This window comes from Thermaerobacter composti, from assembly GCF_033582035.1.
Classification (GTDB): Bacteria; Bacillota; Sulfobacillia; order Thermaerobacterales; family Thermaerobacteraceae; genus Thermaerobacter; species Thermaerobacter composti.
On sequence record NZ_CP132508.1, the window covers coordinates 212,041 to 237,859 of the forward strand.

20 protein-coding genes are annotated in these 25,819 nt (G+C 77.0%); 8 read left to right on the forward strand and 12 right to left on the reverse strand.

The features are described from left to right. Positions 1-10 precede the first annotated feature (10 nt). On the reverse strand, positions 11-1,153 hold the full coding sequence (locus Q5761_RS00905; protein ID WP_318750835.1) for a radical SAM protein: 1,143 nt from the start codon (positions 1,151-1,153) through the stop codon (positions 11-13). Positions 1,154-1,714: 561 nt separating this feature from the next. Here Q5761_RS00905 and uvrC point away from each other — a divergent pair. From uvrC to Q5761_RS00925, 4 genes are all read left to right on the forward strand, one after another. Then, positions 1,715-3,910: an excinuclease ABC subunit UvrC gene (gene uvrC, locus Q5761_RS00910; RefSeq protein ID WP_243123735.1), complete on the forward strand. Its 2,196-nt coding sequence runs from the start codon at positions 1,715-1,717 to the stop codon at positions 3,908-3,910. A gap of 294 nt (positions 3,911-4,204) precedes the next feature. Next, entirely contained in the window at positions 4,205-5,758 is a 1,554-nt protein-coding gene (locus Q5761_RS00915) for a thiamine pyrophosphate-binding protein (RefSeq protein WP_243123739.1), read from the forward strand. Between the two features lie 123 nt (positions 5,759-5,881). Further along, positions 5,882-7,429, forward strand: coding sequence for a fused MFS/spermidine synthase (locus tag Q5761_RS00920; RefSeq protein WP_318750836.1), 1,548 nt, complete (start codon positions 5,882-5,884; stop codon positions 7,427-7,429). Positions 7,430-7,484: 55 nt separating this feature from the next. After that, positions 7,485-7,835 carry a phage holin family protein gene (locus tag Q5761_RS00925; protein ID WP_135224753.1) on the forward strand — a complete coding sequence of 117 codons (351 nt, stop codon included), beginning with the start codon at positions 7,485-7,487 and terminating at the stop codon, positions 7,833-7,835. A gap of 198 nt (positions 7,836-8,033) precedes the next feature. On the opposite strand, the gene aroQ is transcribed toward Q5761_RS00925, so the two are convergent. The 11 genes from aroQ to mgtE form a co-directional block, all read right to left on the reverse strand. Beyond that, positions 8,034-8,570, reverse strand: a complete 537-nt coding sequence (aroQ, locus tag Q5761_RS00930; protein ID WP_135224754.1) for a type II 3-dehydroquinate dehydratase — start codon at positions 8,568-8,570, stop codon at positions 8,034-8,036. A 172-nt stretch (positions 8,571-8,742) separates the two neighbouring features. Next, complete coding sequence (gene aroB / locus Q5761_RS00935) at positions 8,743-10,866, reverse strand: 3-dehydroquinate synthase (protein ID WP_318750837.1); 2,124 nt, start codon at positions 10,864-10,866, stop codon at positions 8,743-8,745. Beyond that, positions 10,863-12,449: a chorismate synthase gene (locus Q5761_RS00940; RefSeq protein ID WP_318750838.1), complete on the reverse strand. Its 1,587-nt coding sequence runs from the start codon at positions 12,447-12,449 to the stop codon at positions 10,863-10,865. Before Q5761_RS00940 ends, aroB begins: the two co-directional genes overlap by 4 nt. A gap of 71 nt (positions 12,450-12,520) precedes the next feature. Continuing rightward, entirely contained in the window at positions 12,521-13,618 is a 1,098-nt protein-coding gene (locus tag Q5761_RS00945; protein ID WP_135224755.1) for a shikimate dehydrogenase family protein, read from the reverse strand. After that, complete coding sequence (aroA, locus tag Q5761_RS00950) at positions 13,615-15,102, reverse strand: 3-phosphoshikimate 1-carboxyvinyltransferase (RefSeq protein WP_318750839.1); 1,488 nt, start codon at positions 15,100-15,102, stop codon at positions 13,615-13,617. The genes Q5761_RS00945 and aroA overlap by 4 nt, the downstream gene beginning before the upstream one ends. Positions 15,103-15,107: 5 nt before the next feature. Then, on the reverse strand, positions 15,108-16,118 hold the full coding sequence (locus tag Q5761_RS00955; RefSeq protein WP_167758847.1) for a prephenate dehydrogenase: 1,011 nt from the start codon (positions 16,116-16,118) through the stop codon (positions 15,108-15,110). Positions 16,119-16,122: 4 nt separating this feature from the next. Beyond that, positions 16,123-17,283 carry a 3-deoxy-7-phosphoheptulonate synthase gene (aroF, locus tag Q5761_RS00960; RefSeq protein WP_243123741.1) on the reverse strand — a complete coding sequence of 387 codons (1,161 nt, stop codon included), beginning with the start codon at positions 17,281-17,283 and terminating at the stop codon, positions 16,123-16,125. Further along, positions 17,280-17,702 (reverse strand): chorismate mutase, encoded by a 423-nt coding sequence (gene aroH, locus Q5761_RS00965; protein ID WP_135224758.1) that lies wholly within the window; start codon positions 17,700-17,702, stop codon positions 17,280-17,282. The genes aroF and aroH overlap by 4 nt, the downstream gene beginning before the upstream one ends. A 451-nt stretch (positions 17,703-18,153) precedes the next feature. After that, the gene (locus Q5761_RS00970) at positions 18,154-18,621 is read right to left on the reverse strand and encodes a HutP family protein (RefSeq protein ID WP_135224759.1); all 468 of its coding nucleotides are present in this window, start codon (positions 18,619-18,621) and stop codon (positions 18,154-18,156) included. Further along, positions 18,618-20,000 carry a hypothetical protein gene (locus tag Q5761_RS00975; protein WP_318750840.1) on the reverse strand — a complete coding sequence of 461 codons (1,383 nt, stop codon included), beginning with the start codon at positions 19,998-20,000 and terminating at the stop codon, positions 18,618-18,620. The genes Q5761_RS00970 and Q5761_RS00975 overlap by 4 nt, the downstream gene beginning before the upstream one ends. Before the next feature lie 117 nt (positions 20,001-20,117). Beyond that, positions 20,118-21,467 (reverse strand): magnesium transporter, encoded by a 1,350-nt coding sequence (mgtE, locus tag Q5761_RS00980; RefSeq protein WP_318750841.1) that lies wholly within the window; start codon positions 21,465-21,467, stop codon positions 20,118-20,120. A 221-nt stretch (positions 21,468-21,688) separates the two neighbouring features. Here mgtE and Q5761_RS00985 point away from each other — a divergent pair, with 221 nt between their 5' ends. The 4 genes from Q5761_RS00985 to Q5761_RS01000 all read left to right on the forward strand — a co-directional run bounded on the left by Q5761_RS00985 (position 21,689) and on the right by Q5761_RS01000 (position 25,814). Next, complete coding sequence (locus Q5761_RS00985; RefSeq protein ID WP_413084537.1) at positions 21,689-22,666, forward strand: 2-hydroxyacid dehydrogenase; 978 nt, start codon at positions 21,689-21,691, stop codon at positions 22,664-22,666. A gap of 180 nt (positions 22,667-22,846) precedes the next feature. Then, positions 22,847-23,125: a hypothetical protein gene (locus Q5761_RS00990; protein WP_318750843.1), complete on the forward strand. Its 279-nt coding sequence runs from the start codon at positions 22,847-22,849 to the stop codon at positions 23,123-23,125. A gap of 244 nt (positions 23,126-23,369) precedes the next feature. Then, positions 23,370-24,410: an RNase adapter RapZ gene (gene rapZ, locus Q5761_RS00995; RefSeq protein WP_413084538.1), complete on the forward strand. Its 1,041-nt coding sequence runs from the start codon at positions 23,370-23,372 to the stop codon at positions 24,408-24,410. Positions 24,411-24,413: 3 nt separating this feature from the next. Continuing rightward, entirely contained in the window at positions 24,414-25,814 is a 1,401-nt protein-coding gene (locus Q5761_RS01000; protein WP_318750844.1) for a YvcK family protein, read from the forward strand. Positions 25,815-25,819 lie beyond the last annotated feature (5 nt).

The following is a 25,819-nucleotide window of genomic DNA, read 5'->3' on the forward strand; positions in this document are numbered from 1 at the left end:
TCCCCCGGCGCTATGCGCCGGGGAGGGGCAGCGCCAGCTGCTGGCTGTCCGGCACCGCTCCCCGGCGACGGCCCCGCCGCTGGGAGGCCGCCCCATCGCGGCCCGGGGCATCGCCCACCGGGAGGCCGGCGGTCCGTCCGCCCTCCGGGGCCGGCGGCCCGGCGGCGGGCCGGTTCGTCCACCGGTCGACCTGGGAAGGGGCGGGCGCCGTGGGGCCCATGCTCGCCACAGCCGTCGTCGGGCCCGCGCCGCCACGCGCCGCCACGGCCGGGCGGGCGGGCTGGGGCCGATCCGGCGCCTGGCGCGGCAATCCCCACTGGACCTTCAACGCCTCGACGCGGCGGAGGACGCTCTCGCGGTAGAACGGGGCGGCGTCCCGGCCGCGGTAGAGGGCGCGGTACATCGGCATGAGATCCGGGCGGATGCGGGCCAGGGCGGGGAACACCCACTCGCGGACGCCGGGACCCAGGTGCAGCACGCCGGGCCACAGGAACGCCGCGCCGTGCCGGGCCGCCTCGCGCACCACGGCCTCCAGGTGGTCGCGATCGTCCGTGATGCCTGGGAGGATCGGGGCCAGGAACACGCCGGCCCGGATCCCGGCCTCGCGCAGCCGCCGCAGGGCCCGCAGCCGCTGGCGGGGATGGGGGGTGCCGGGCTCGAGCCGTCGCCACAGGATCGGGTCGACGGTGGGGATGGAGAGGTTGACCGTGCACCCGGCGCGCCGCGTCGCCTCGATCAGCAGGTCCAGGTCCCGCAGGACCAGGGTGCTCTTGGTGGTGATGGAGAAGGGGGTGTCGGCGTCGATCAGGGCGCGCAGAATGCCCCGCATCAACCGGTACTTGCCCTCGATGGGCTGATACGGATCGGTGGCGGTGCCGATGGCGACCAGCTCCCGCGCCCAGCTGCGCCGCGCTAGATCGCGGCGCAGCGCCTCGACGGCGCCGGCCTTGACGAAGATCACCGACTCGAAGTCGACGCCGCCATCCAGGCCCAGGTACGGGTGGGTGGCCCGGGCATAGCAGTAGACGCAGCCGTGGGTGCAACCGCGGTAGGGGTTGATGCTCCAGCGGAAGGGCATGCCCTCCGGAACCCGATTGATCAGGGACTTGCAGGGCAACCAGCGGTACTGGATGCGCCGGGCGCGGGGACGCACGGGCTCACCCCCCGGTATCGAACACGTGTTCCCTACCGGGATTGTAGGGGGGAATGGCCGTTCGGTCAAGCTGTTGGCCGGCGTGCTATGATCGATGCGGGTTGCGGGACCGCACGGGGTCGGGGGCCGCGGGCCGCGGGCCGCGGCCCCCGACCCCGGTCCCTAGCACTCGCGTGCGGCGGTCCCGGAGGGACGGGACGGAGGGAGGCGACGGCGGTGACCACCGGCGAGCGATCCCAGGGCGCGGGCGAAGCCATCCAGACGTCCCGCCCGGGCCAGGACCGGGCGACGTCCGGCGGGGACCGTGCCGTCCCTGCCCGCCAGGGGCGGGGCGCCGCCCCTGGACCGGGGGACAGCACGCGCCCGCGCGCCAGCGGCCGGCAGGCGGATCGCCACCCCGACAGCGGCTCCCCGGTGGAGGCCGTCGCCGGGCGGTCCCGGAGGGCGCCCTCCCTTCCGGACCGCCGTCCCGGCCCGGCCTCCGCGGACGTCCCCGGCGCCGCGGCGGTGGCCGCTGCCCCGCCCCGTCCCGGCCGGGCCGGTGACGCGGAGCGGACCGCCGTGCGGGTGCACGCTGGCACACCCGGGGCCCCGGGCGCCGAGGCCGAGACGCCTGACGCCGGCTCCCCGGCGCAGGAGGCGACGGCAGCGGCCGGGCCTACGGACGAACCGGCCGAACCGGCCGCCGCCGGCCTCCGGCAGAAGGCGGCGGAGTTGCCCGAGCAACCCGGCGTCTACCTGTTCAAGGATCGCGAGGGCCAGGTGCTCTACGTCGGCAAGGCGCGGTCCTTGCGGCAGCGGGTGCGGTCCTACTTCCAGGCGGCCCGCCACCTGCCCGCCCGGATCCAGCGCATGGTCCAGCGGGCGGCGGACCTGGAGTTCATCGTCACCCGCAACGAGGTGGAGGCCCTGGTCCTCGAGAACACGCTGATCAAGCGCTACCGGCCGCGGTACAACGTGCGGCTGCGGGACGACAAGACCTACCCGTACCTCAAGGTGCACGTCCACGAGGACTGGCCGCGGGTCAGCATCGTGCGCCAGGTCCAGGACGACGGCGCCCGCTACTTCGGGCCGTACACCTTCTCCGCCTCCCTGCAGGAGGCGTTGCGCCTGATCCGGCGGGTCTTCCCGTACCGCAGCTGCTCCGACCACCGTCTGCGTCGGGGCGGGCGGCCGTGCCTGCATCACTACATCGGGCGCTGCCTGGCGCCCTGCGCCGGCCTCTGCGATCGCGAGCAGTACGACGCCATGATCCGCGACCTGATCGCGTTCCTCGAGGGCCGGTCGCGGGCGGTGCTGGAGCGCGTGGAGGCGGAGATGCAGGCGGCGGCGGAGCGGTGGGAGTTCGAACGGGCCGCGGAGTTGCGGGACCAGCTGCGGGCGCTCCACCAGGTCCTCGAGCAGCAACAGGTGGCCAGCCCGCGGCGCGGCGAGGAGGACGCCATCGGCATCGCCCGGGAGGGCGACCGGGCCCACGCCCAGGTGTTCTTCGTCCGCGAGGGCCGCGTCATCGGCCGCGAGCAGCTGGCCATGACGGGCGTCGAGGGCCTGGAGGACGGCGAGCTGCTGGCCGCGTTCCTCACGCAGTACTACGGGCGGGCGACCTTCGTGCCCCGGGAGATCCTGCTCCCCGTGGAGCTTCCGCCCGGCGAGGCCGAGGTGATCGCCCGCTGGCTCAGCCAGCGGCGGGGCGTCCAGGTGCGGCTCCACCGGCCCCAGCGGGGCACCAAGCGCCGTTGGGTCGAACTGGCCCAGCACAACGCCCGGCTGCTGCTGGCCCAGGCCACCACCGACCAGCGGGTGCGCCAGGACCGGGCCCGCCGGGCCTTGGAGGAACTGGCCCGCTACCTGGAGCTGGACGAGCCGCCCCGGCGCATCGAGTGCTACGACATCTCCAACCTCCAGGGCGCCCAGCCCGTCGGCTCGATGGTGGTGATGATCGACGGCGAACCCGCCAAGGCGGAGTACCGCCGCTTCCGCATCCGCACGGTGGAGGCGCCCAACGACTTCGCCAGCATGCAGGAGGTCCTCTACCGGCGGCTGCGCCGGGGCCTCGAGGCGCAGGGGATCCCGGTGGAGGAGGGTCCGCGTGCCCGGGCCGCCGGTACCGGGGCGGCCCAACTCGGCGAGCCGCTGGGCGGGACGCGGCCGGCGGCCGCCCCCGCGCCCCAGGTGGCCCTGGGAGGCGGTGCGTCCCCGGCTGAGGCGGCGGATGGGGCCGGCTCCGCCGACGACGGCGGCGGGGTGGTGCCGGAAGGCGACGGGGAGGGGGGGCGCGAAGCCCTGCGCGGCTTCGGCGACCTGCCGGATCTGATCCTGATCGACGGCGGCAAGGGTCAGCTCTCGGCGGCCCAGGAGGTGCTGGACCGACTGGGGCTGGTGGACATCCCGGTGTTCGCCCTGGCCAAGCGGTTCGAGCTGGTCTTCGCCCCCGACCGGCCGGACCCCATCGTCATCCCCCGGGACTCCCCGGCCCTGCACCTCCTCCAGCGCATCCGGGACGAGGCGCATCGCTTCGCGCTGGCCTACCACCGCCAGCTGCGGCAGCGCGCCGGCCTGCACTCGGTGCTGGAGGAGATCCCGGGCATCGGTCCGCGCCGGCGCAAGGCGCTGCTGGAGGCCTTCGGCTCGCTGGAGGCCATCGCCCGGGCCAGCGAGGACGAGCTGGCCGCGGTGCCGGGGATGAACCGCGCCGCGGCGCAGGCCGTCTACCGGGCGTTCCACCGGCTGCCGGCGACGGAGGGGCGCGACGACTGACCTCCGGCGCCGACGGCAGCCCGGTGGGAACGGCAAGGCGCCGTCGGGGCGCCGTCGGGGCTCGCCGCCACCCCGGCCCCCTGCTGCGGCCGGCGGGACGGCCCGCCGCCCACGGCAGGGAGGCGGGCCGCGGCCGGAGCGGCGGCCGGCACGGGCGCCGGTGCCGGTTCCGGCGGGCCACGGCGGGGGTCCGGCGGGGCGGGAGCCCGCCGGGAGGACGGCGCGGATGACGGCGCGCGGTGCCGAGGTGCCGAGGTCGAGGTCAAGGAGGGAAGCATCGGGAAGGCGATGGCCATGGAACGTTCCTGGCAGCGCGCGACGGCGTCGCTGGTGAGCCGCTACCGCCCCGCGGTGGTGTTGGCCGCCGGTGCGCCCCTGCCCGCGGCCCAGGCCGCGGCCGCGGCCGACGGGGCGGCGCGGGCGACGGGGCGCCCCGCGGTGCTGGTGGCGGGCTCCGGGGCCGAACTCAACGCGATGCTGCCCGTGCTGGTGATGGCGGACGCCGATTCGGTACCCATCGTCGTGCTGGTCCGGGGCGGGACCGCCGCGGACCTGGAGGCCGGGCGCGAGCGCGCCGGGTCCCTGCCCGACGCCCTGCGCCTGACCGAGCCCTTCACCGGCTGGAACACCCGCGTCGATCGCCCCGAGGACGTCGAGCTCGTGCTGGAGGCGGCCTTCACCGACCTGGCGCGGCGGCGGCCGCGGCCGCTGCTGATCGAGCTGGCCGACGAGGCCCTGCCGGCCGTGCCGGGACGTGCCACGGCCAACGGCCGGGTGATCCCCTTCCCCGGCTCGACGGTCGACGCCGGCCGGTCCGAGGAGGCTGCCATCGACCGCCGCTGGCTGGACCAGGTGGCCGCGGCCCTGGTGCGTTGCCGCCAGCCCGCCATCGTCGCCGGCGGCGGCGCGGCGGGCGCCGGCGAGAGCCTGCGCCGGCTGGCCGAGGACCTGGGCGCCCCGGTGTTCCTGACCCTGGCCGGCCGTGGGCTCTTGCCCGCCGACCACCCCCTGGCCATCAACGGCCTGGCGGCCGCTCCGGCCCGCCGCTGGCTGGAGGAGGCCGACGTGGTCCTGGTGGTCGGCACCACCCTCTCGCCCGCCGAGCACGGCGACCTGGACCTCAAGGGCCGGGTGATCCAGGTGGACCGGGATGTGGAGCGCCTCGGCCGCAACGTCCCCGTCTGGATGGCGCTGCCCGCGGACGCGGCGCCGGCCCTGGCGGCCCTGGTCCGCCGCGTCGAGGCGGAGATGGCCCGGCCGGCGGGGCCCGAGGTCTACCTGGGGGCCACCGGCCCCGAGCAGCGGCGCAAGGCGGTGGCCCGCCTCCAGGAGGAGCTGGCCGAGGAGCGGGCCGGCGCCGAGGCGATGGACGGACCGGCGGCGGAGGGGCACCGGTGGCTGTCCGCCCTGGAGCCGCGGCTGACCGCCGCCGAGCCCGAGGCGCTGAGCGTCGCCGAGGCCGCCGCCCTGCCCGTCGCCGGCGCTCGCTCGCTGCTGTTGCCGGTGCGGCTGGGGATCGCCGGCTATGCGATCCCGGCGGCATGGGGGGCGGCGCGGGCGACGGGTCGGCCCGCCCGGGCGGTGACCACGCCCGCGGGCCTGTGGGGTGCCGGTGCCGTCCTGCCCTGGATCGCGCCCCTGGGGCTCGACCTGGAGATCCTGGTCCGCCTCGACCGCGACGGGGCATCGGCGGGGCCCGGGAACGGTGCCCTCGGCGCCGCTCCCGCGGCCGACGTGGCCGAGTTCTTCCGGCGTGCGGCGCCGGCCCTGCGGCTCCAGTGGGACGAGCCGGGCTGGGGCGGCGGGGTGCCGGCGGCCCGCCTGCGCCCCGTCGCGGTGCCGCGCTGACCTCCCCCGGCCGTCCCGGCGTCGGGGAGCCTCCCCCAAGGGGGGGTCGCCCACCCCCGTGGCGAAGACTCCCGTATCCCGGGACCCCGCCGGCGGGACGGCGGGACGGAGGACGGACCGACCATGGTGGCCCTGACCGCCTTCTTCGCCGGTGCCGTGCTGATGGGCCTGGAGCTGCTGGGCAGTCGCATCCTGGCGCCCACCCTGGGCAGCTCGATCTTCGTGTGGGGGAGCTTGATCGGCGTGGTCCTCGCCGCCCTGAGCGCCGGCTACGCCCTGGGCGGCGCGGCGGCCGACCGCTGGCCGTCCCGGGCGGGGCCGGCGCTGGTGCTGGTCGGGGCGGCGGCGTGGATCCTGGTGCTGGCGGCCCGGGGCGAGGCGTGGGTGGCGGCCCTGGCGGAGCGGGTCCCGGGACCCCGGCTCGCCCCCCTGGCGGCGGCCGCGGCCTTGTTCCTGCTGCCCGGGCTGCTGTTGGGCGGCATCTCGCCCTGGCTGGTGCGGCTTTCGGCGCCCTCCGCCCAGCGCGTGGGGCGGGTGGCCGGCCGCCTCTACGCCGTCTCCACCGCCGGCAGCATCGTCGGCACCCTGGCCACCGCCTTCTGGCTCATCCCCTGGCTGGCCACGGGCACCATCCTCAAGGCGCTGGCCGCCGTCCTGGCCGCGACGGGGCTGCTGTTGGCCGGCCGGCGCCACCTGGCGGTCGCCCTGCCGGCGGCGGCGCTGCTGGGGCTGGCCGTGGTGCCGCCGCCCGCGCCCGCCGCGGTGACGCCCGACGGGGCGCGGGTCGTCTTCCAGCGCAACACCCTCTACCACCACCTGCGGGTGGAAGACCGCGGCGACAGCCGGTTCCTCCGCTTCGACGACTCCTGGCAGAGCGGGATGTACCTGGACGACCCCGTCCGGGCCCGCTTCGCGTACACCGACGTCATGCACGTGGGCTGGGCGCTGAACCCCGGGGCGCGGCGGGTGCTGCTGGTGGGGCTGGGCGGCGGGTCCATCCCGAAGCGCATCCTCGCCTCCTATCCGGACGTGACGGTGGACGTGGTGGAGCTCGACCCCGTGGTGGTCGACGTGGCCCGCCGCTACTTCGCCCTGCCCTCCGACCCGCGGCTGCGGGTATACGTCGAGGACGGGCGCCGGTTCGTCCGGCGGGCACCCGGCCGCTACGACCTGGTGCTGCTCGATGCCTACTACGCCGACGAGATCCCCTTCCACCTGACGACCCGGGAATTCCTCGAGGAGGTCCGGGCTCGCCTGGAACCCGGCGGCGTGGTGGTCGCCAACGTCATCGGCGCCCTGGAGGGGCCGCGCAGCGCGCTGCTGCGGGCGTTCTACCGCACCTACCGGGAGGTGTTCGGCGAGGTCTACCTGCTGCCGGTCCTCCCCGAAGGACCGGAGGCCCTGCAGAACGTGATCCTGGTCGCCCGCGACGACCGGGACGCCCCGGGTCCCCTGTCGGCGGCGGAGCTGGCCCGCGCCATCACGACATGGACGGGACGGCACCCGGAGCTGGAGGCCCTGCGGGCGGCGGCCGCCTGGATCTACGACCGGCCCGTGCGGGTGGACGACGTGCCGGTCTTGCGGGACGCCTACGCGCCCGTGGACGCCCTCTTGCACCTGGAGGGCGACGACCCCCTGCCCGGGGCGGTCCCACCGCGGACGGGGGAGTGACGATGCCGCGGGTCCCGGCGGCGGGAGCCAGGGGGCGCATGAGGGAGGGCGATGGATGAGCCTGCTGATCCGCTGGTTGATCAACGCCGGGGCGATCCTGCTGGTGGCATGGCTCCTGGAGGGCATCGACGTCCGCGGGCCGGGGACGGCCCTGGTGGCCGCGCTGGCCCTGGGGCTCGTCAACGCCGTGATCCGCCCCGTGGTGCTGTTCCTGACCATGCCCCTGGGGTGCCTCACCCTGGGGCTCTTCACCTTCGTGGTCAACGCCCTGATGTTCTGGCTGGCGGCGGCGGTGGTGCCGGGATTCGACGTCGACGGATTCGTGTCCGCCCTGCTGGGCTCGCTGCTGGTCAGCGCGGTCAGCACGGTGGCCTCGCGCCTTTGGGTCGACCGGGGGGAGCGCTGAGGGAGTCCGGCCCCGCCGCGGCGCGAGGCGGCGCGGGGGCGGGGGATGGCGAAGCGGCCGCCACGGCGACGGACGCCGGGGCGGCCCCGGGGACGGGTTGGCGGCGGGATCGCCGGAGGCGCCTCGCGGGACGGGGTCGCGGCGACGGGACCGCCGGAGGCGCGCCGCGGTTCTGCCGGCCACCTCGGTCCTGCGCCGTCACGACGCCGGCGCCGCGGCCTCCGCGGGGAGGCCGCCGGGCCCGTCGGCTGCGAGCAGGGCCTCCAGCGCCAGCAGGTAGCTCCAGACCCCCAGGCCGCTGATCACGCCGCGGCAGGCGCCCGCCGTCAACAGGCGGTGACGGAAGGGCTCGCGGGCGTGGACGTTGCTCAGGTGGACCTCGATGACGGGGACGCCGAGCCCGACCACGGCCGCCACGGCGTCCCGCAGGGCGACGCTGGTGTGGGCGTAGCCGCCGGGGTTGAGGATCACGCCGCGGTAGCGGCCCGGGGCCTCGTGCAGCCGGTCGATCAGCGCGCCCTCGTGGTTGCTCTGGAAGGTGTCGACCTCTACGCCGGACGTCGCGGCCCGCCGGCGCAGGGCGGCGTCGATGGCCGCCAGCGAGGTGGTGCCGTACACCTCGGGTTCGCGCCGGCCCAGGAGGTTCAGGTTCGGACCGTGAAGGACCAGGATGCGGGGCGGGCGGGGGCCCGCGCCGGCCGAGGCCCCCGATGCCCCAGATGCTGCCGATGCCATGGCACCCTCCTCCTTGCTGCCGGGTCCCGGGCGTCAGCCGGACCCTGACGTCGTGGCCCGGTGGCCTGCGCGCCCTGCTGGCCGTCGGCGCCGGCGTCGCCCGCCGCCGCCCCGCCACCCGGCACCGCGCCCCGGGCGTGGGCGGCGGGCCGCGCCCGGGGCGCGGGCGCGATCAGACCCGCGATGCGCCGGCCAGGGAACGCCGCACCAGCTCCTCAACCAGGGCGGCGGGCACGTCGTCGCGCAGCGTCACCTCGCCCGGGCCGGCCAGCAGGGCGAACCGTACGCGTCCGCGCCGGTTCTTCTTGTCGTACCGCAGGCGGGCCAGGACGGCCTCGGGGTCGGGCGGCGGCACCTCCCAGGCCCGGCAGGCCTCGGCCAGGGTGAGGGGCAGGTCCAGCCGGCCCAGCAGGCTCCGCACCCGGTCGGCCAGGGCGGGCGGCGCCATGCCCAGCCGGCTGGCCAGCTCCAGTTCCACGGCGAGGCCGGCGGCCACGGCGTCGCCGTGGGGGACCCGATAGCCCGCCGCCGCCTCCAGGGCGTGGGCCACGGTGTGGCCCAGATTGAGGACGGCGCGGGGGCCGCGTTCCTCCGGGTCGCGGGCGACGACCCGCGCCTTCACGGCGACGGAGCGCGCGATCAGCGGCGCCAGCTGCTGGGGATCCCGGTCCAGCAGCTGCGGCACCGCTGCCTCCAGCGCGGCCAGGTGCGGGTCGCCGTCCAGCAGCGCGTGCTTGACCATCTCGGCCAGCCCGCCCCGGTAGGCGGGCCACGGCTGGGTCGCCAGGGTGGCCGGGTCCGCCACCACCAGGCGCGGCTGGTGGAAGGCGCCGATCAGGTTCTTGGTGCGCGGGTGGTTGACCGCCACCTTGCCGCCGGCGCTGGCGTCCACCTGGGCCAGCAGCGTGGTGGGCAGTTGGGCGAAGGCGATCCCGCGCATGTAGGTGGCCGCGACGAACCCGGCCAGGTCGCCCACCACGCCGCCGCCCAGGGCGAAGACCCATGCGTCGCGCCCAGCGCCGGCCTCCACCAGCCGGTCGTAGAGGGCGGAAGCCCAGGCCAGCGACTTGGCCTCCTCGCCGGCGGGCACCACCGCCCGGGCCACGCGGAAGCCCACCGCCTCGAGGGCGGCGGCGACGCCGTGGCCGTAGAGGGATGCCACCACGGGGTCGCTGACCAGCAGGGCGACGGGCGGGCGCTCCGCCGACCCGGGTCGCGGCTCCGGGTCCGCGCGGGAGGCGACTAGGGGCGCCGCGTCCTGCGGTGGGCGGCTTCCGGCCCGCCCCGGGCGGGCAGCCGCACCGGGGACGGCGGCGACCGGCGGATCGGACGAACCGGCCAATCCCGGCGACGCATCCCGGCTCCCGTCGGACCCCGTCCCGGCGACGGCGGCCACCAGCGGCACCAGGTCGGCCGCACCTCCCGGTCCCACGGTCCCGGGCCGCACCCAGACGGGGTAGCGGGCCGCACCGGCCTCGACCACCAGGTCCGGTGCCGCGGGGGTCGCCGACGGCGTCGGGCGGTGCCGAGGGGCGGCGGGCGACCGGGGGACGGCGGGCAACCGCCGGTGGATCGCGCAGGCCACCGCCTCCGGCGCCCAGCCGGCGGTCGGCACGCGATGGCGGGCCACGGCGGCGTACAGCGGTGCCCGCTGGCCGAGGAGGGCGGCCAGCCGGGCGGCCAGGTCGTCGGTCGGCGACCCCCGCGGCCCGCGGGGGGACGAGGCCGCCGGGGCCGGGCTTGCGGCGGCGCCCGCCGGCATCGGGTCGCCGCCCTCGGCCCGCGCGGCGCCCGCCGACCCCGCGTCGCCGCCCGCCGGCCCCGCGTCGGCGCTCTCACCCCGCGCGGCACCGTCCGCCGGGCCCACGGCGCCGCGCTCGCCCCGCACGGCACCGCCCTCCCGCGGCGCGGCGGCCAGGAGCGGCCGCCGCGCCGCGCCTGCACCCCGCAGCCGCCGGGCGAGCTCCTCCGGCGGCGCCTCGAGCCAGAACACCCAGGGTTCGCGGGCCAGGCGATCCCGGTTCCGTGGCGACAGGACCACGCCGCCGCCGGCGGCGATCACCACCCGCTCCAGGGAGAGGGCCGTGGCCAGGGCCCGTTCCTCCCGGGCGCGGAAGCCCGGCTCGCCCTCCCGGGCGAAGAGCGCCGCCACCGTCTCCCCGGTCTCCTGTTCGATCAGGTCGTCCAGGTCCAGGAAGGCCCAACCCATCCGGGCCGCCAGGGCGCGGCCGACCGTGGTCTTCCCGGCGCCCATCATGCCGACCAGGACGACGCGCAGGGCAGGGGGGGCGGTCACGCGGACCCCCTCCCTGGGCCGCCGTGTCCCGGCGCATCCGGGGTGGGGACCCCGTCCCGGGGGCGCACCCAGTTGGCCAGGCGCTGGCAGTAGGCGGCGTAGTTGCGCTGGACGTCCTCGATGCTGTCGCCGCCGAACTTCTCCAGCCAAGCGGCGGCCAGCTCCAGGGCCACCAGCGCCTCCGCCACCACCGCGGCCGCGGGGACCGCGCAGACGTCGGAGCGCTCGTGGTGGGCCGCGAAGGGCGCGCCCGTCAGGAGGTCGGCCGAGGGCAGGCGGCGGCGCAGGGTGGCGATGGGCTTCATCGCCGCCCGCAGCACCAGGGGCTCGCCGTTGCTGATGCCGCCCTCGATCCCGCCCGCCCCGTTGCGATGGCGGAAGAACCCGGCCGTCGGGCCGCGCCATCCATCGGCCCCCGCCTGCGCGGCCTCGGGGGGGATGCCCGGAGGCGGCGGGGCCGCGTCCGGCGGGCGATAGCCGATGGGGTCGTGCACCTGGGATCCGGGTAGGGCGGCGGCGGCGAAGCCCAGACCGACCTCGACGCCCTTGATGGCGTTCAGGGCCATCAGGGCGCCGGCCAGGCGGCCTTCGAGCCGCCGGTCGCCGGTGACGTGGCTGCCGAGCCCCACCGGGACGCCGGTGACCAGCACCTCGAAGACGCCACCCAGGGTGTCGCCCGCCTGGCCGGCGGCGCGGATGGCCTCCACCATGCGCCGGGAGGCGTCGGGGTCGGGGCAGCGCACGGGCGAGGCCTCGGTGGCCGCCGCCAGCCGGTCGGGGTCCACGGGCGGCCGGCCCCCCTCGCCGTAGGTCAGGACGGGCGAGGGGATCGCCACCTCGCCGATGCGCAGGACGTAACTCTGGATCCGCACGCCGAAGAGGCCGAGGAACTTGCGGGCCACCGCGCCGGCCGCCACCCGCGCCGCCGTCTCCCGGGCGCTGGCCCGCTCGAGGATGTCGCGGATGTCCCGCGCCCCGTACTTGAGGGCTCCGGCCAGGTCGGCGTGGCCGGGACGGGGCCGGGTGACGGGCTCGAGTCGCCCGTCCGCGGGCGGACGAGGGCGGCCAGGTTGGCCCCCCGCACGGCCGGGCTCCAGGGACCCGCCGTCCGCCGCCGAGGGAGCCGGCGCGGCGCCGGTCGGGGCGCCGGCGCCGGTGGGTGGCCACGGGCCGCCGGGCGGGCCTTCCGGCCGGTCGCGGGGGTCGCCGGCCTCGGGCAGGGGGGCGCCGGTGGCTGCGCCGGGCTCGGGCGGCAGCGGGGGGAGGTCCGCCGCGGCGAGGTCGACGAGGGCCGCCTGCGGCGGGTCGACGGCCATCGCCAGGCGCCAGTTCTCCCAGTCCCGGTTGGGGATCCACAGGGCGATGGGGCTACCCAGCGTCCGACCGTGGCGCACCCCGCCGAGGATCCGCACCCGGTCGCGCTCGATCTTCATCCGGCCGCCGCGGCCGTAGCCGCGCTGGCGTCGGGCCAGGTCGCGGTCGATGTCGGCCGCGGTCAGGGGCAGGCCGTAGGGGATGCCCTCCAGCACCGCCACCAGACCGGGGCCGTGGGACTCGCCGGCGGTGAGCAACCGCAGGGCCAAGGGCGTTCACGCTCCTCGCGGGTCGGTGCCTCCGTGGCACGGGCCCCGCGGCGACGGGGCGCCGACGGGGTTCAGGCGCTGGCGGAGCCGGCCGGGGCCGGCCCGGCCGGCTCCGCCAGGGCCGCCCGCAGCGCGGCGCGCATGGCTTCCAGGGGCGCGGGCCGGTTCGTCCACCGCTCGAAGGCGGCGGCTCCCTGGTGGAGCAACATGCCGATGCCGCCGATGGCCCGGGCGCCGGCGGCGGCTGCCCGGGCCAGGAAGGGCGTCACCGCGGGCCGGTACACCAGGTCGTAGAACACCTGACCGGGCCGGGGCGCGCAGGCGGGGGGCAGGGGATCGACGTCCGCCTGGGGAGGCATCCCCGCGCTGGTGGCATTCACCACCAGCAGGCACCCGGCCGCCAGGTCCGGCAGGCTCGGGTCGTCCAGGGCCACGGCCCGGAGGGCGGGGCTCGGGCCGCGGTCCCCATCCCCGGCCCCGGCCCTCGCCCCGGTGCCCGACGCCGCCGCGCCGGAGCCGTCCGGCCGGTGCCCGGCGTCGTCGCCCGGGGCCGCGGTGGGTTCGCCCGCGCCGTCGCCGGCGGCGAGGTCTTCGACCAGCTGCAGCGCCCGGCCCAGGGTCCGGTTGGCGACGATCACCGCCATGCCCGCCGTGAGCAGGGCGGAGGCCACCGCGCGGGCGGCGCCGCCGGCGCCCAGCACCAGGGCGCGGCGGCCCGCCAGGCGGTCGGCCGGCAGGCCGTGTTCCTCCAGATCGCGCAGGAAGCCGATGCCGTCGGTGTTGTACCCGACCAGCACGCCGCCGTCCTCCCGCACCACGGTGTTGACGGCCCCCACCCGCCGGGCCGCCGGGTCGACCCGGTCCAGCAGCGGGAGGGCCGCCTCCTTGTGGGGGATGGTGAGGTTGACCCCGACCCAGCGGGGGTCGGCCCGCAGCGCGTCCAGGGCGGCCGGCAGCCCGCCCGGTGGCACGTCCCACGGCTCGTAGGACCAGGGCAGGCCCACCGCCCGGAAGGCCGCGGCGTGCATCACCGGCGACAGGCTGTGACCCACGGGATGGCCGATCACGGCCACCCGGCGGCGAAGGGTGCCGGCCGGGGCGGCCGGGGCGGGTCCGCCGTCTGCCTCCGCAGCGGGGAGGGCGACGGTCGGCTTGCGGTCGGCGGTCATGGCGATGCGCTCCCCTCCGGCTGGATGGCGCCGTCGGCCGCGGTCCCCGTGGCCCGGACGGCGTCCGCCGCGGCGTCGTCGGGCCCGTCCACCGCGGCGCCGAGGCGGCGCAGGTTGACGAAGAAGTCCGGGTCGGAGACGGCGGCGCACGCCGCGCCGACGATCGCCGTCTCCCCGTCCGCCGCCAGCCCCGCCACGGCCAGCGCCATGGCCATGCGATGGTCGCCGCGGGCGTCGCAGGCGGCGCCCCGCAGGGGGGTGGGGCCGTGGACGTCCAAGCCGTCCGGGTGCTCGTCCACCCGCGCCCCCAGGCGGCGCAGCTCCTCCGCCAGGGCCCGCAGGCGGTCGGTCTCCTTGACCCGCAGCTCGGCGGCGTCGCGGATGCGGGTGGTGCCGCGGGCCTGGGTGGCCAGGACGGCCAGGATGGGGATCTCGTCGAGCAGGCGCGGGATCAGCTCGCCGCCCACGGCCACGGCCCGCAGGTCCGACGCCTCGGCGATCAGGTCGGCCACCGGCTCGCCCACCGGTCCGGTGGGGCCGTCGCCCGCGGGCGACGCCGCTTCATCGCGGATGCGCATCCGGATCCGGGCGCCCATGGCCTCGAGGACCTCCAGGAATCCGATCCGCGTGGGATTGACGCCGACCCCCGGCACCACCACCCGGCTGCCCGGGCAGAGGACCGCCGCCGCCAGGTAGAAGGCCGCCGCCGAGGGGTCGCCGGGGATCGACACCCGGGCCGGGGCACGGAGCGGGCGGCCGCCCTCCACCGCGACCGTCAGGTCGTCGCGCCGGACGGGCACGCCGAACAGGGGCAGCATGCGCTCGGTGTGGTCGCGGGACAGGGCGGGCTCCCGCACGCTGGTTCGTCCCTCGGCGAACAGCCCGGCCAGCAGCAGGGCGCTCTTGACCTGGGCGCTGGCCACCGGGCTGTCGTGGTGGATCCCGCGCAGGGCGCCGCCCCGGACGCGCAGCGGCGCCCGCCGGCCGCCGTCGCGCCCTTCGATCTGCGCCCCCATGCGGCGCAAGGGCTCCACCACCCGGCCCATGGGGCGACGGCAGAGGGACGCGTCGCCCGTCAGGGTGGCGGCGAAGGGGCGGGTGGCGAGCAGCCCCAGGAGGAGGCGCATGGTGGTGCCGGAGTTGCCGGCGTCCAGGGGTGCCGCCGGGGCCTGCCAGCCGTCGATGCCGGGTCCCTCGACCACCACCCGGTCCGCCGCGGGCCGCGTGACGGCGACGCCCAGGGCGGCCAGGCACGCCAGGGTGGACGCGGCATCCCGCCCCGGCGCGTAGCCCTCCAGGGTCACCCGGCCCCCCGCGGCCGCCGCCAGCATGGCCGCCCGATGGGAGATGGACTTGTCGCCCGGCACCCGCACGGTGCCCGCCAGGTCGCGGGCCGGCCGCACCCGGGCGACGCCGCCGGGGCCGGCGACGCCGCCGGGGCCGCTCGCCCTGGTGGGCAGGGACGACGAGATGGGCTCCGACATCGATCTCACCGACCGCTGGAACCGGTCCGGGATGGATCGGCGAGCACCGCCGCCCGGAAGCGGCGGGCGTCGTCCAGGTAGCGGTAGAGGGCCGCGTCGTCCCCGCGGGCGGCGGCATCGGCCAGGCGGTCCAGCTCGTCCCGCAGGGCGGCCAGCCACGGCGCCACCTGATCCCAGTTGGCGCGGAGCATGTCGCGCCCCACCTCCGGGTTGCCGGCGGCGACCCGGGTGGTGTCCCGGAAGCCGCCGGCCACCAGCCGGCGGAGGTGGGGGAGGTCGCCGGCGCCGCGGCGGGCCGTGGCGGCCAGGGCGGCGGCCACCACCAGCGGCAGGTGGCTGGTCAGGGCCACGTGCCGGTCGTGCTCGCGGGGATCCATGCAGAGCACCCGGGCCCCCGCCGCCTCCAGCAGCGGCACCCACGCCGCGGCGGCCGCCGGACCCCAGGGGGGCGCCGGCGTCAGCACCCAGGTGTGGCCGCGGAAGAGGTCGGCGTCGGTGGCGGCGGGGCCCCACCGCTCCGTCCCCGCCATGGGGTGCCCGCCGACGAAGGGGACGTCGGGCGGCACCAGGCGCTGCGCCGCGCGCATCACCGGCGCCTTGACGCTGCCGGTGTCGGTCAGCAGCACGCCCGGCCGCAGGTGCGGCCGGGCGGCGGCCAGGACGTCCGGGATGGCGCCGACGGGGACGGCGATCACCACGGCGTCGGCCTCGGCCACCGGCCCGAGGTCGCCGGACGAACCGGCGTCGATGTGGCCGGCCCGCAGGGCGTGCTCCACGGCCGCCGGGTCCCGGTCGATGCCGATCACCCGCCGCACCCGCGACCGCACGGCCGCCACCAGCGAGCCGCCGATCTGCCCCAGGCCGACCACCGCCAGGGTCCGCCGGCGCCAGGCGGCGAGACCGCCGGGCTCCCCGTCGCCGCCTGCGCCCCGCGCACCCGGTCCCCCGGGCGCGGCGTGGACCGGCGGGCTGCCACCGGCGGGGTCCGTCGCCGCCGCGGGGTCGCCGGCCGCCACCGCCTCAGCGACCTCCGCCGGCCGCGACCCGCCGTCCATCGGCGCCGGTGCGCACCCCGGCGGCGGCCGTCGCACGAGGGTCCGGCCGGCCGGGTGCGGGTTCCTCCCCGGCGCCGTCCGGGCCGCGGTGGCCGCGTTCCTCCGCCGGACGGTACAGGCGGCGGCCGACGGCCCGGGCGACGGCCTCCACCTCGCGCACCAGCTGCTCGAACTCGGCGAAGTCGAGGCTCTGAGCGCCGTCGGACACGGCCTGCTCCGGTCGCGGGTGGACCTCGACGATCAAGCCGTCGGCCCCGGCGGCGATGGCGGCGCGGGCCAGGGGGATCACGTATCGCCGATGGCCGGTGCCGTGGCTCGGGTCGACGATCACCGGCAGGTGGGTCAGCGCCTTGGCGACGGCCACGGCGTTGAGGTCGAGGGTGTTGCGCGTCGACGTCTCGAACGTCCGGATGCCCCGCTCGCACAGGATCACGTTGGGGTTGCCCTCGGCCAGGATGTACTCCGCTGCCAGGAGCCACTCCTCCACCGTGGCCATGAACCCCCGCTTCAGCAGGACCGGCTTGCGCGTCCGCCCCACGGCCTTGAGTAGCGGGAAGTTCTGCATGTTGCGGGCGCCGATCTGCAGCACGTCGGCGTAGGCGGCGACCAGGTCCACCTGGTCCGGCGCCATCACCTCGGTGACCACCGGCAGCCCGGTCTCCTGGCGCGCCTGGGCCAGCAGCCGCAGCCCCTCTTCGCCGAGCCCCTGGAAGCTGTAGGGGGACGTCCGGGGCTTGAAGGCACCGCCCCGCAGGGCCGCGCCCCCCGCCCGCCGGAGGAACCCGGCGATCTCCCGCAGCCCCGGCGCGGACTCCACGGAGCACGGGCCGGCGATGATCGGCACCGCGGTGCCGCCGAAGGGCACGCCGCCGGCGGAGACCACCGTAGGCTCGGGGCGGAACTCGCGGCTGGCCAGCTTGTACGGCCGGCTGACGGTGACCACCCGTTCCACGCCGCGCAGCGTCTGCACCTGCTGGCCATCCAGGGACCGGGGGTCGCCGTGGCCGTGGATCACCACCCGCTCGTCGCCCCGCGCCACGTAGGGGCGCAGCCCGGCCTGGCGGAGGCGCTCCTGCACGCGGTCGATGTCGTCCGGTGTGGCGTGGGGATGCATGATCACGATCACCCTCGGCTCCCTCCCGCCAGCGCCTGGGCGACGGCCATGCCCGCCGCGGTGCCCGCGGGCTCCCGGCCCGCCAGGTCGGGACGCAGGCAGCGGGCCGCTCCCAGGTACACGTGCCGGATCTCCGCCGGCGACCGGTCGGTGTTGACCAGCACCAGGGCGCGGATGCACCGAGGCAGGTCATCCGCCACCGGCGGCGCCATGGCATCCAGCAGCGGGACGTGGGTCCAGCCCAGCTCGCGCACGGCCGACGCCGGGAAGGCCCGATCCAGGTCGCTGGTCACCGTGAAGAACACGGCAACAATATCATCGACTGACGCTTCATTCAGTTCAACCATGGCCTGCAACAGCTCCCGGGTCGCCCGGCGGATCGCCTCCGGACTGTTGTCCTCGGCGACGACGGCACCCCGGATCCCGCGCACCTCGGTTCCCTCCTTGCCGGCCCCCTGCGTAGAAAGGAAAACGCCACCGGCCGGTGGCGGGAGGAATCCGCCCCTACCGTCCTACCGTTCTACGCAGCGGATGCCGATGGTTTTCGCGTGGCTTCCAGGCAGGCCCCGTGACGCGGACCGCCACGCCGGTCCCCTCGTCCCGTCCGGCCGCCGCCACCTACCGTCCTGCCGTCCGTCCGGCGGCGTGCCGCCCGGCTGGGCACCGGCCCCCGGCCCGCCGGAGGGCCGACCCGGCCTGGCCACGTGCGGGTTGTTATTCGCGAATATACAATGCGACCGGCGCAGCGGCAAGCCGTTCCTGAAACATTCCGCAAGACCATTCCGCAAGATATGGGCGTCGGTCAGCCGCTGCGCGCCCTTCCGCGGGGCGATGGGCGCGGACCCGCGGGGACCCGCGGCGCCCATCGGGCCCGCGCGGCGCTCAGCCGCGGGCCGGCGCGGAGTCGCCGCCCGCCCCGTCCACGTCGGGCACCGCCCGGTGGGCGAGCCCGACGGCCACGTCGTCCAGGTGGACCAGGCCGACGCCGACGAAGACGGCGCAGGCGAGATGCTCTCCGAACCGGGCGATGGCCACCTTGCCCCCCACGTTGAAGCCCAGCGCCCGCCCGGCCAGCTGGGCCAGGGCCTCCCGGGCCGCTCCCGCTACCGCCCCTTCGTGGGGGTGGATGGGGGCGATCACCCCTTCCCGTCGTGCGGCCACGATGGCCCGCTGCACCATGCTGCCGATGGACTCGGTGTAGGGACCGCCGAAGTCCACGGCCACGCCGCGGATCCCCTTGCGCAAGAGGTCCTCCTTGATCCGGGCCTCGTCCCCCCGGCTGGCCGAGGTCGCCAGGCGCAGGGCAGCCCGGGCCACCGCCAGGTTGGGTGCCTCCGTATCGTGGGTCACGTCCTCCCCGCCTTTCCGTGCCGTGGATCCGTCGCCCGGTCGCCTCCCTCGCCCCCGCCGTCGTCCCCCGGCACCACCGGCGAGAGCCGCAGCCGCGCCCCGGTGCGGACCGGGACGAGGCGGCACACGCCCCACCCCGCGCGGGTCAGCCCGGCGACGAGCGCCTCGAGACGGGGACTGCTCGCCGCCGGGGCCTCCGGCAGCCCCAGGGCCCACACCGCCGCGGCCAAGTGCCACGCCGGCCAGACCAGGGGTCCCCCTGGACGGCCCGGCTCCCAACCCAGGCGGCCCAAGATCGCCTCCAATTGGTGGCCGTGCTGTGCCACCGCGGGGGGCACCAGCGGCGAGTCGCGGAGGGACCGGGCCAGGGCGGCCGATTCGCCGAGGAGGCGTACCCACGCCGTCGACGTCGACCCCTCGTCCCCCGGCGCGCCGGCTGCAGTCTGCGGCCGGCGAGGATCGACGGGGAGGGCCGCCGGCAACCGTCGCCGCCACCCGGCGAGCCACTGCGACTCCCGGGCGAGGACCGCGGCCAAGGTCCCGGAGGCTTCGGCCTCACCGGCTTCGGGCCTCGTCGCGGCGGTGGGCACCACCCCGCTGCGGGATTCCATCCAGAGCGCGGCCCAGCGCCACTCCGCCACCGGTACCCCGTCCCCCGTCCCCGGGCCCGCCGGGCCCCCGTCGGCGATGGGCCAGACCAAGAGCAGCCGCCGCCCCAGCGGCCGCACCCGATCCCACGGCACGGCGGCCAGGGCCGCGGCCCGCCAGGCGCTCTGGGGCGTCGGCCATCCGCCTTCGCGCAGCGCGGCGTCACCGGGCATGCCCTCCCCCCCATCCACGGGCGACCCGCGGGGCGCCGCGGCGGGGGCGTCCGCCAGGGGAGGACCAGCCCAGCGCAGGCCGCCGAGGGCCATGGCCACCGCCCGCGGCCAGGCGCCCCACGCCAGGGCGGCGGCTTGGGCGGCGGCCAGCGGGGGACTGGGCCGCCCCGTGGCCGCGGCGGCCTCCAGGGAGCGGGCGATGTGGAGCCGCAAGGGATCGCGGGGCGGGGTCGCCCATCGCCCTCGCCCCAGCGGGCGGAGGGCAACGGCCAGGGCCACCCCCAGGGGCGCCCCGGCGGTACCGCCCACCGGCGTCGAAGGCGACGGCCCGCCCCCCCTCCCCCGCGACGCGACCGCCCCGGCGACCCCTGGGCCGGGACGCGGGCCGACCGTCGCCTCCGTCGGCCGGGTGGCCTGCCGGGCCATCCAGAGGGGCAGGGCGCCCGTCACGTACCCGCCCAGCAGGATGGCGCTGGGCACCCTCGCTTCCAGGACCCACCCTGCAGGGTCCCGGCGGCCTTCGGGCTGGTTCGTCCCGCCGTCGGCGACCGGTGCCAAGGTTCCCACCCCGTCGGGGTCGCTCCGCCGCCGGGGCCCGCCTGCCGGGGGGTCCTGCGCATCGGGCGCCGCGGCGGCGGTGGCGGATCGGCTCAGAAGGGGCGGTTGCAGCCCGGCTCAGGGCAGATGCAACATCACCCGCGCCACGGTGAAGTACAGGAACAGGCCCGTGCCGTCCACCAGGGTGCTGATGAAGGGACCGGACACCACCGCCGGGTCGACCCGCAAGCGGTGCAGGAGCAGGGGCAGGATGGCCGCGACCATGGACGCCCAGACGACGATGAACAGGGCCGTGACCGCCACCACCGGGCCCAGCTGGGGGCCGACCCCCAGGGTGAGGGCGCGGATGTAGGCGGCCACGGCCATGGCGGCCCCCAGCAGGGCGCCCGTCGCCACCTCGCGAGCGAGCACGCGCCCCAGATCGCGGAAGGCGACCTCGCCCACCGCCAGGGCGCGGACCAGGGTCGACACGGTCTGGCTGCCCGTGTTGCCCCCCGTGCCGATCAGCAGCGGGATGAAGAAGGTCAGGCCCACCACGCGGGACAGCAGGTCCTCGAAGTGACGGAGCACCGTGCTGGTGTAGGCGCCGGCCACGAACAGCGTCAGCAGCCAGCCCACGCGCTTGCGGAAGAGCACCGGCACCGGCGTCTTGAAGTACGACTCCGCCAGGGGCACGCTGCCGCCCAGGCGCTGGATGTCCTCCGTCGCCTCGCGGTGGATCACGTCGATGATGTCGTCGACGGTAATGATGCCCAGGAGCCGGTTCTGGTCGTCCACCACGGGCAGGGCGACGAAGTCGTACCGGGTGAGCAGCCGTGCCGCCTCCTCGCGCGCCGCGGTGGCGCGCACGGCGATGACGTCCGCCCGGCCCACGTCGGCCAGCGGTGCCCGCGGGTCGGCCAGGATCAGCTCGCGCAAGGACGCCACGCGCACCAGCCGGCCCCGGGCGTCGACCACGTACACGTAGGAGACCACCTCGGCGTCGTGGCCGACCTTGCGCACGTGGTCCAGGGCCTGCTGGACCGTCCACCCCTCCCGGGCGGCGATGTACTCGATGGTGGCCAGGCTGCCGGCGGTGTCCTCCGGGAACGTCATCAGCGTGTCGATCCGCTCCCGGTACGCCGGCGGCAGCCACGCCTTGAGGCGCGCCGCCTGCAGGGGGTGCAGGGCCAGCAGCAGGTCGACCACCGTGTCGCTGGACATCGCCTGGAGGAGCGCCGCCGCCAGGGGCTCGTCCAGGTGGTCGAGAATGCGATATTGCAGCTCGGGCTCGAGGTACTCCAGGGTCTCGGCGGCGAGCGGGGTCGGCATGGCGCGGACCAGGCGCAGGCGCTCCGCGGGTTCGAGGCGCGCCAGCACCTCCGCCCGGTCGAAGGGCTGCAGCCGGACCAGCCGTTGGAGGGCCGCCCGTTCGCCCTCGCCCTGGAGGATGGTCGCGATGTCGCGGGCCTGCTCGGCGGCCTGCACGGCTGGATCCCCCCTCGCTGCGGTGCGGTGACGGGGTTGCCGCGTTCGTCCGGATGGCCCAGCGCGGCGGCGGTCGGATCGGCATCCGGCCTCGACGCCTTGCCCATTATAGCCACGGCCCGCGGGGGGTGGAAGGCGGGGTGAGCACCCGCGTGGGCCGGGGGTGCCCACCCCGTTCGATGCCGGGGGTGTGCACCCCGTTCAATGGGGGAGGGATGCCCGTGACCGGTGATCGTCCGCGCGTGTTCGTCACCCGCCAGGTTCCGGAGGGTGCGCTGGCGCCGCTGGAGGGCTGGGCGGAGGTCGAGGTCTGGCCGGAGTTCCTCCCCCCGCCGCGGGAGGAACTGGCCCGCCGCCTGGCCGCGGTGGACGGGGTGATCACCATGGTCACCGACCGCATCGACGATCGGCTGCTGGCGGCAGCGCCGCGGCTCCGGGTGGTGAGCAACTGCGCCGTCGGCTACGACAACGTGGACGTGGCCGCCGCCCGGCGTCGCGGCATCGTGGTGACCCACACGCCCGGCGTCCTCACCGCGGCGACGGCCGACCTGACCTTGGCCCTGATCCTGGCCTGCGCCCGCCGTCTGACCCAGGCCGAGGCGGACCTGCGGGCCGGCCGCTGGACCACGTGGCACCCGCTGCAGTGGCTGGGCCTCGAGCTGGACGGCGCCACCCTGGGCATCGTCGGCCTGGGCCGCATCGGCCGGGCCGTGGCCCGCCGGGCCCGGGCCTTCGGCATGCGGATCGTCTACTTCAGCCGGCGGCGGGATCCCGCGGCCGAGGCGGAGCTGGGCGCGGCCTTCCGGGAGCTGGACCAGCTGCTGGCCGAGGCGGACGTGGTCAGCCTGCACGTCCCCCTGACCGCCCAGACCCGGCACCTGCTGGACCGCCAGCGCCTGGCGCGCATGAAGCGCGGCGCCATCCTGATCAACACGGCCCGCGGCGACGTGGTGGACGAACAGGCCCTGGTGGAGGCGCTGCACAGCGGGCACCTGGGGGCGGCCGGACTGGACGTGTACAGCCGGGAGCCGATCCCTCCCGACCACCCCCTGCTCCAGGCGCCCAACGTCGTCGCCCTGCCCCACATCGGGAGTGCCACGGAACGGACGCGGTGGCGCATGGCTCGCCTGGCGGCGGAGAACTGCGCCGCGGTGCTCCAGGGGCGCCGCCCGCCCCACCCGGTGCCGGAGATGCGATGAGACCGCCCGGCGGTCGAAGCGGAGCGCGGCGCCCCGGGGGAACGACCCGCGCGCGGCGCCCGGGGGAACGACCCGGCGCCCAGGGGAACGACCTGTATAGTTGAAGAGAGAGGGCAGAGAGGCCACGACGGTCAACGGAGGCGACGACGGTCGGGGGGACCGGCGGGGAGGAGGCCTTCGATGGGCGGCGTGCTCGACGTCCTGATTCTCATCGGCCGGGTCCTGATCAGCATCGCCGTCATCGCCCTGGGCATCTCGTGGGGCGTGCGCGGCCAGATGCGCACGGCGCTGGCGGTGTGTGCCGTGCTGCTGGCGCTCAGCATCGTGTGGACGAACCTGGCCGGGTTGCTGATCCCGACGATCCTGCTCTCCTACATGGCCGGCGTCCTGATGGAACGCGGCTGGCACCGAGCCGGCCGGCAGCGGCAGGAGGGCGGCGGCCCCAGCCCCGGCGGTTGACCCGGGTCCCGGACGAACCGTCGCCCTCCGGCCGGCCGGGTCGCGACCGGCCGCCGTCCGGTCGGGTCGGGGGGGGGCGCCCCGCCCGGCGTCGAGGGACGGGGCGCCGGCCGGCGCAGGAGGAACGTACCTTTTCCCGGCGGTACGGCTGGGCGATACATTGGGGTCGGCGACGGGCGGCGCGCCGGGGCCGGAGCTCGTGGAGCGCCGGCGACGGCCGGTTCCGTGGGCGGGAGGTGAGGGCATGGAGCGGACGGAAGGCGTGATCCCGTCCGGGGCATCCTGCGGCGCGAGCCAGCCGGGCGGCCCGGCCGACGCGCCCCAGCAGGGTGGCCCGGCCGACGCCCTCCACCCGGGCGGTTCAGCGGACGGCGATGGGCGGCCCGCCGGGGATCGGGACCTGGAGCTGGTGGTGGTGACGGGCCTCTCCGGAGCGGGCAAGACCCAGGCGATCCATGCCCTCGAAGACCTGGGCTTCTTCTGCGTCGACAACCTGCCGCCCGCGCTGCTGGCCCCCTTCGCGGCGCTGTGCCGCCAGGCGGACAGCCCCGTGCGCCGCGTGGCCGTGGTCATGGACGTGCGCGGCGGCGACTGGTTCGACCAGGCGGTGGAGGCGCTGCAGGAGCTGGACCGCGCGGGCGTGTTCTACCGCATCGTCTTCCTGGAGGCGTCGGACGAGACGCTGGTCAAGCGGTTCAAGGAGACGCGCCGGCGCCACCCCCTGGCCCCGCAGGGCCGGCTCCTCGAGGGCATCCGCGCCGAGCGCCAGCGCCTCGGGGCCCTGCGCGGCCGCGCCCACGTGATCCTGGACACCAGCGAGCTCTCCCCCAAGCAGCTGCGGGAGCGCATCGCCCAGCTGTGGAGCGGGCCCGAGACGCCGCGCCTGATCGCCCACCTGGTGAGCTTCGGGTTCCGGTACGGGCTGCCGGCCGATGCCGACCTGGTCTTCGACGTGCGGTTCCTGCCCAATCCCCACTACGTGCCGGACCTGCAGCCGCTGACCGGGCTCGACGACCGGGTGCGGGAGTACGTCCTGCGCTGGCCCAGCGCCCGGCGCCTGCTGCAGCAATTGCAGGAGCTTCTGGACTTCCTGCTGCCCCAGTACATCAACGAGGGGAAGACCCAGCTGACCGTGGCGGTGGGCTGCACCGGCGGCCAGCACCGGTCGGTGGTGATCACCGAGGCCCTGGCGGCGCACCTGCGCAACCAGGGCCACCGGGTGCTGGTGGAGCACCGCGACGTCGAGCGCTCCCTGGCGGACCGGGGACGCGGGAAACGAGGATGACGGATGAAGCTGGCGTACTGGCTCCTGCCGGGCCTGCGCATCAAGCGATGGCTGCTGGTCTTCGCCGCCGGGCTGTACCTGGTCGCCCTTGGGGGCGCCATGGCCGCGGGGGCCGACCTCTGGGCGGCGGCCGAGGGGTGGTTGCGCCGCCAGCTGGTGGCGGCGACGGGCCGGTTCGTCCCCGAGCCGTGGCCGGGGTTGGCGGTCATGACGGTGGGGGGCGGGCTGGCGCTGGCGGCCATCTATCGACTGCTGCGGGTGGTGGCGGAGCTGCTGACCCCGCCGGGCGGTGCCAACGGCGGCGCGACGGACCGGCTGGTCCTGCGGCGGCGTCTGGAGCGCGGCCCGCGGGTGGTGGCCATCGGCGGGGGCACGGGCCTGTCGGTGTTGCTGCGCGGGCTCAAGGAGTACACCGGCAACGTGACCGCCATCGTCACCGTGACCGATGACGGCGGCAGCTCCGGCCGGCTGCGGGGCGAGCTGGGCATCCTGCCCCCCGGGGACATCCGCAACTGCCTGGTCGCCCTGGCCGACGCCGAGCCGCTGATGGCCCGGCTCTTCCAGCACCGCTTCACCCAGGGGACCCTGGCCGGCCACAGCCTGGGCAACCTGTTCATCGGGGCCCTGGCGGAGCTGCTGGGCGACTTCGAGCAGGCGGTCTACGAGTCCAGCAAGGTGCTGGCGGTGCGGGGGCGGGTGCTGCCGTCGACCTTGACGCCGGTCACCCTGGTGGCCCGCATGGCCGACGGGCGGGTGGTGCGCGGCGAGACCGCCATCGCCAGCGACCCGGCGGCCATCGACCGGATCTGGCTGGACCCGCCCGGCGTGGAGCCGCCGCCGGCGGCCGTCGAGGCCATCGAGGCGGCGGACCTGATCGTCCTCGGGCCGGGCAGCCTGTACACCAGCATCCTGCCCAACCTGCTGATCCCGGGCATCCGCGACGCGGTGCGCCGGTCGCGGGCGGTCAAGGTGCTGGTGGTCAACGCCATGACCCAGCCGGGGGAGACCACGGGCTTCACCGCCGCCGACCATGCGCGGGCGCTGATCGAGGCCGTCGGGCCGGGGCTGTTCCACCACGTGCTGGTCAACGTCCAGCAGCCGGCCCCGGCCCTGCTGCAGCGCTACCGCGAGCAGGACCAGGAGCCCGTCCGCCTGGACCGGGAGCGGCTGCGCCAGCTGGGGCTGCAGGTGCACACGGCCCAGCTCCTGGCGGCGGACGACCTGATCCGCCACGATCCCCAGCGCCTGGCCCGCGCGCTCCTGCGGGTGCTGCTGGCCGCCCGGCCCAGGGTCAATCCCCGCCGGCGGCTGGACTTCTTCCTGCTGAGCGAGCGCCTCTGGCGCGAGGAGACGGCGTCGGACGAACCGGCCCAGGCGGCGCGCGACGCGGCGCCGGGGGGATGAGGGGT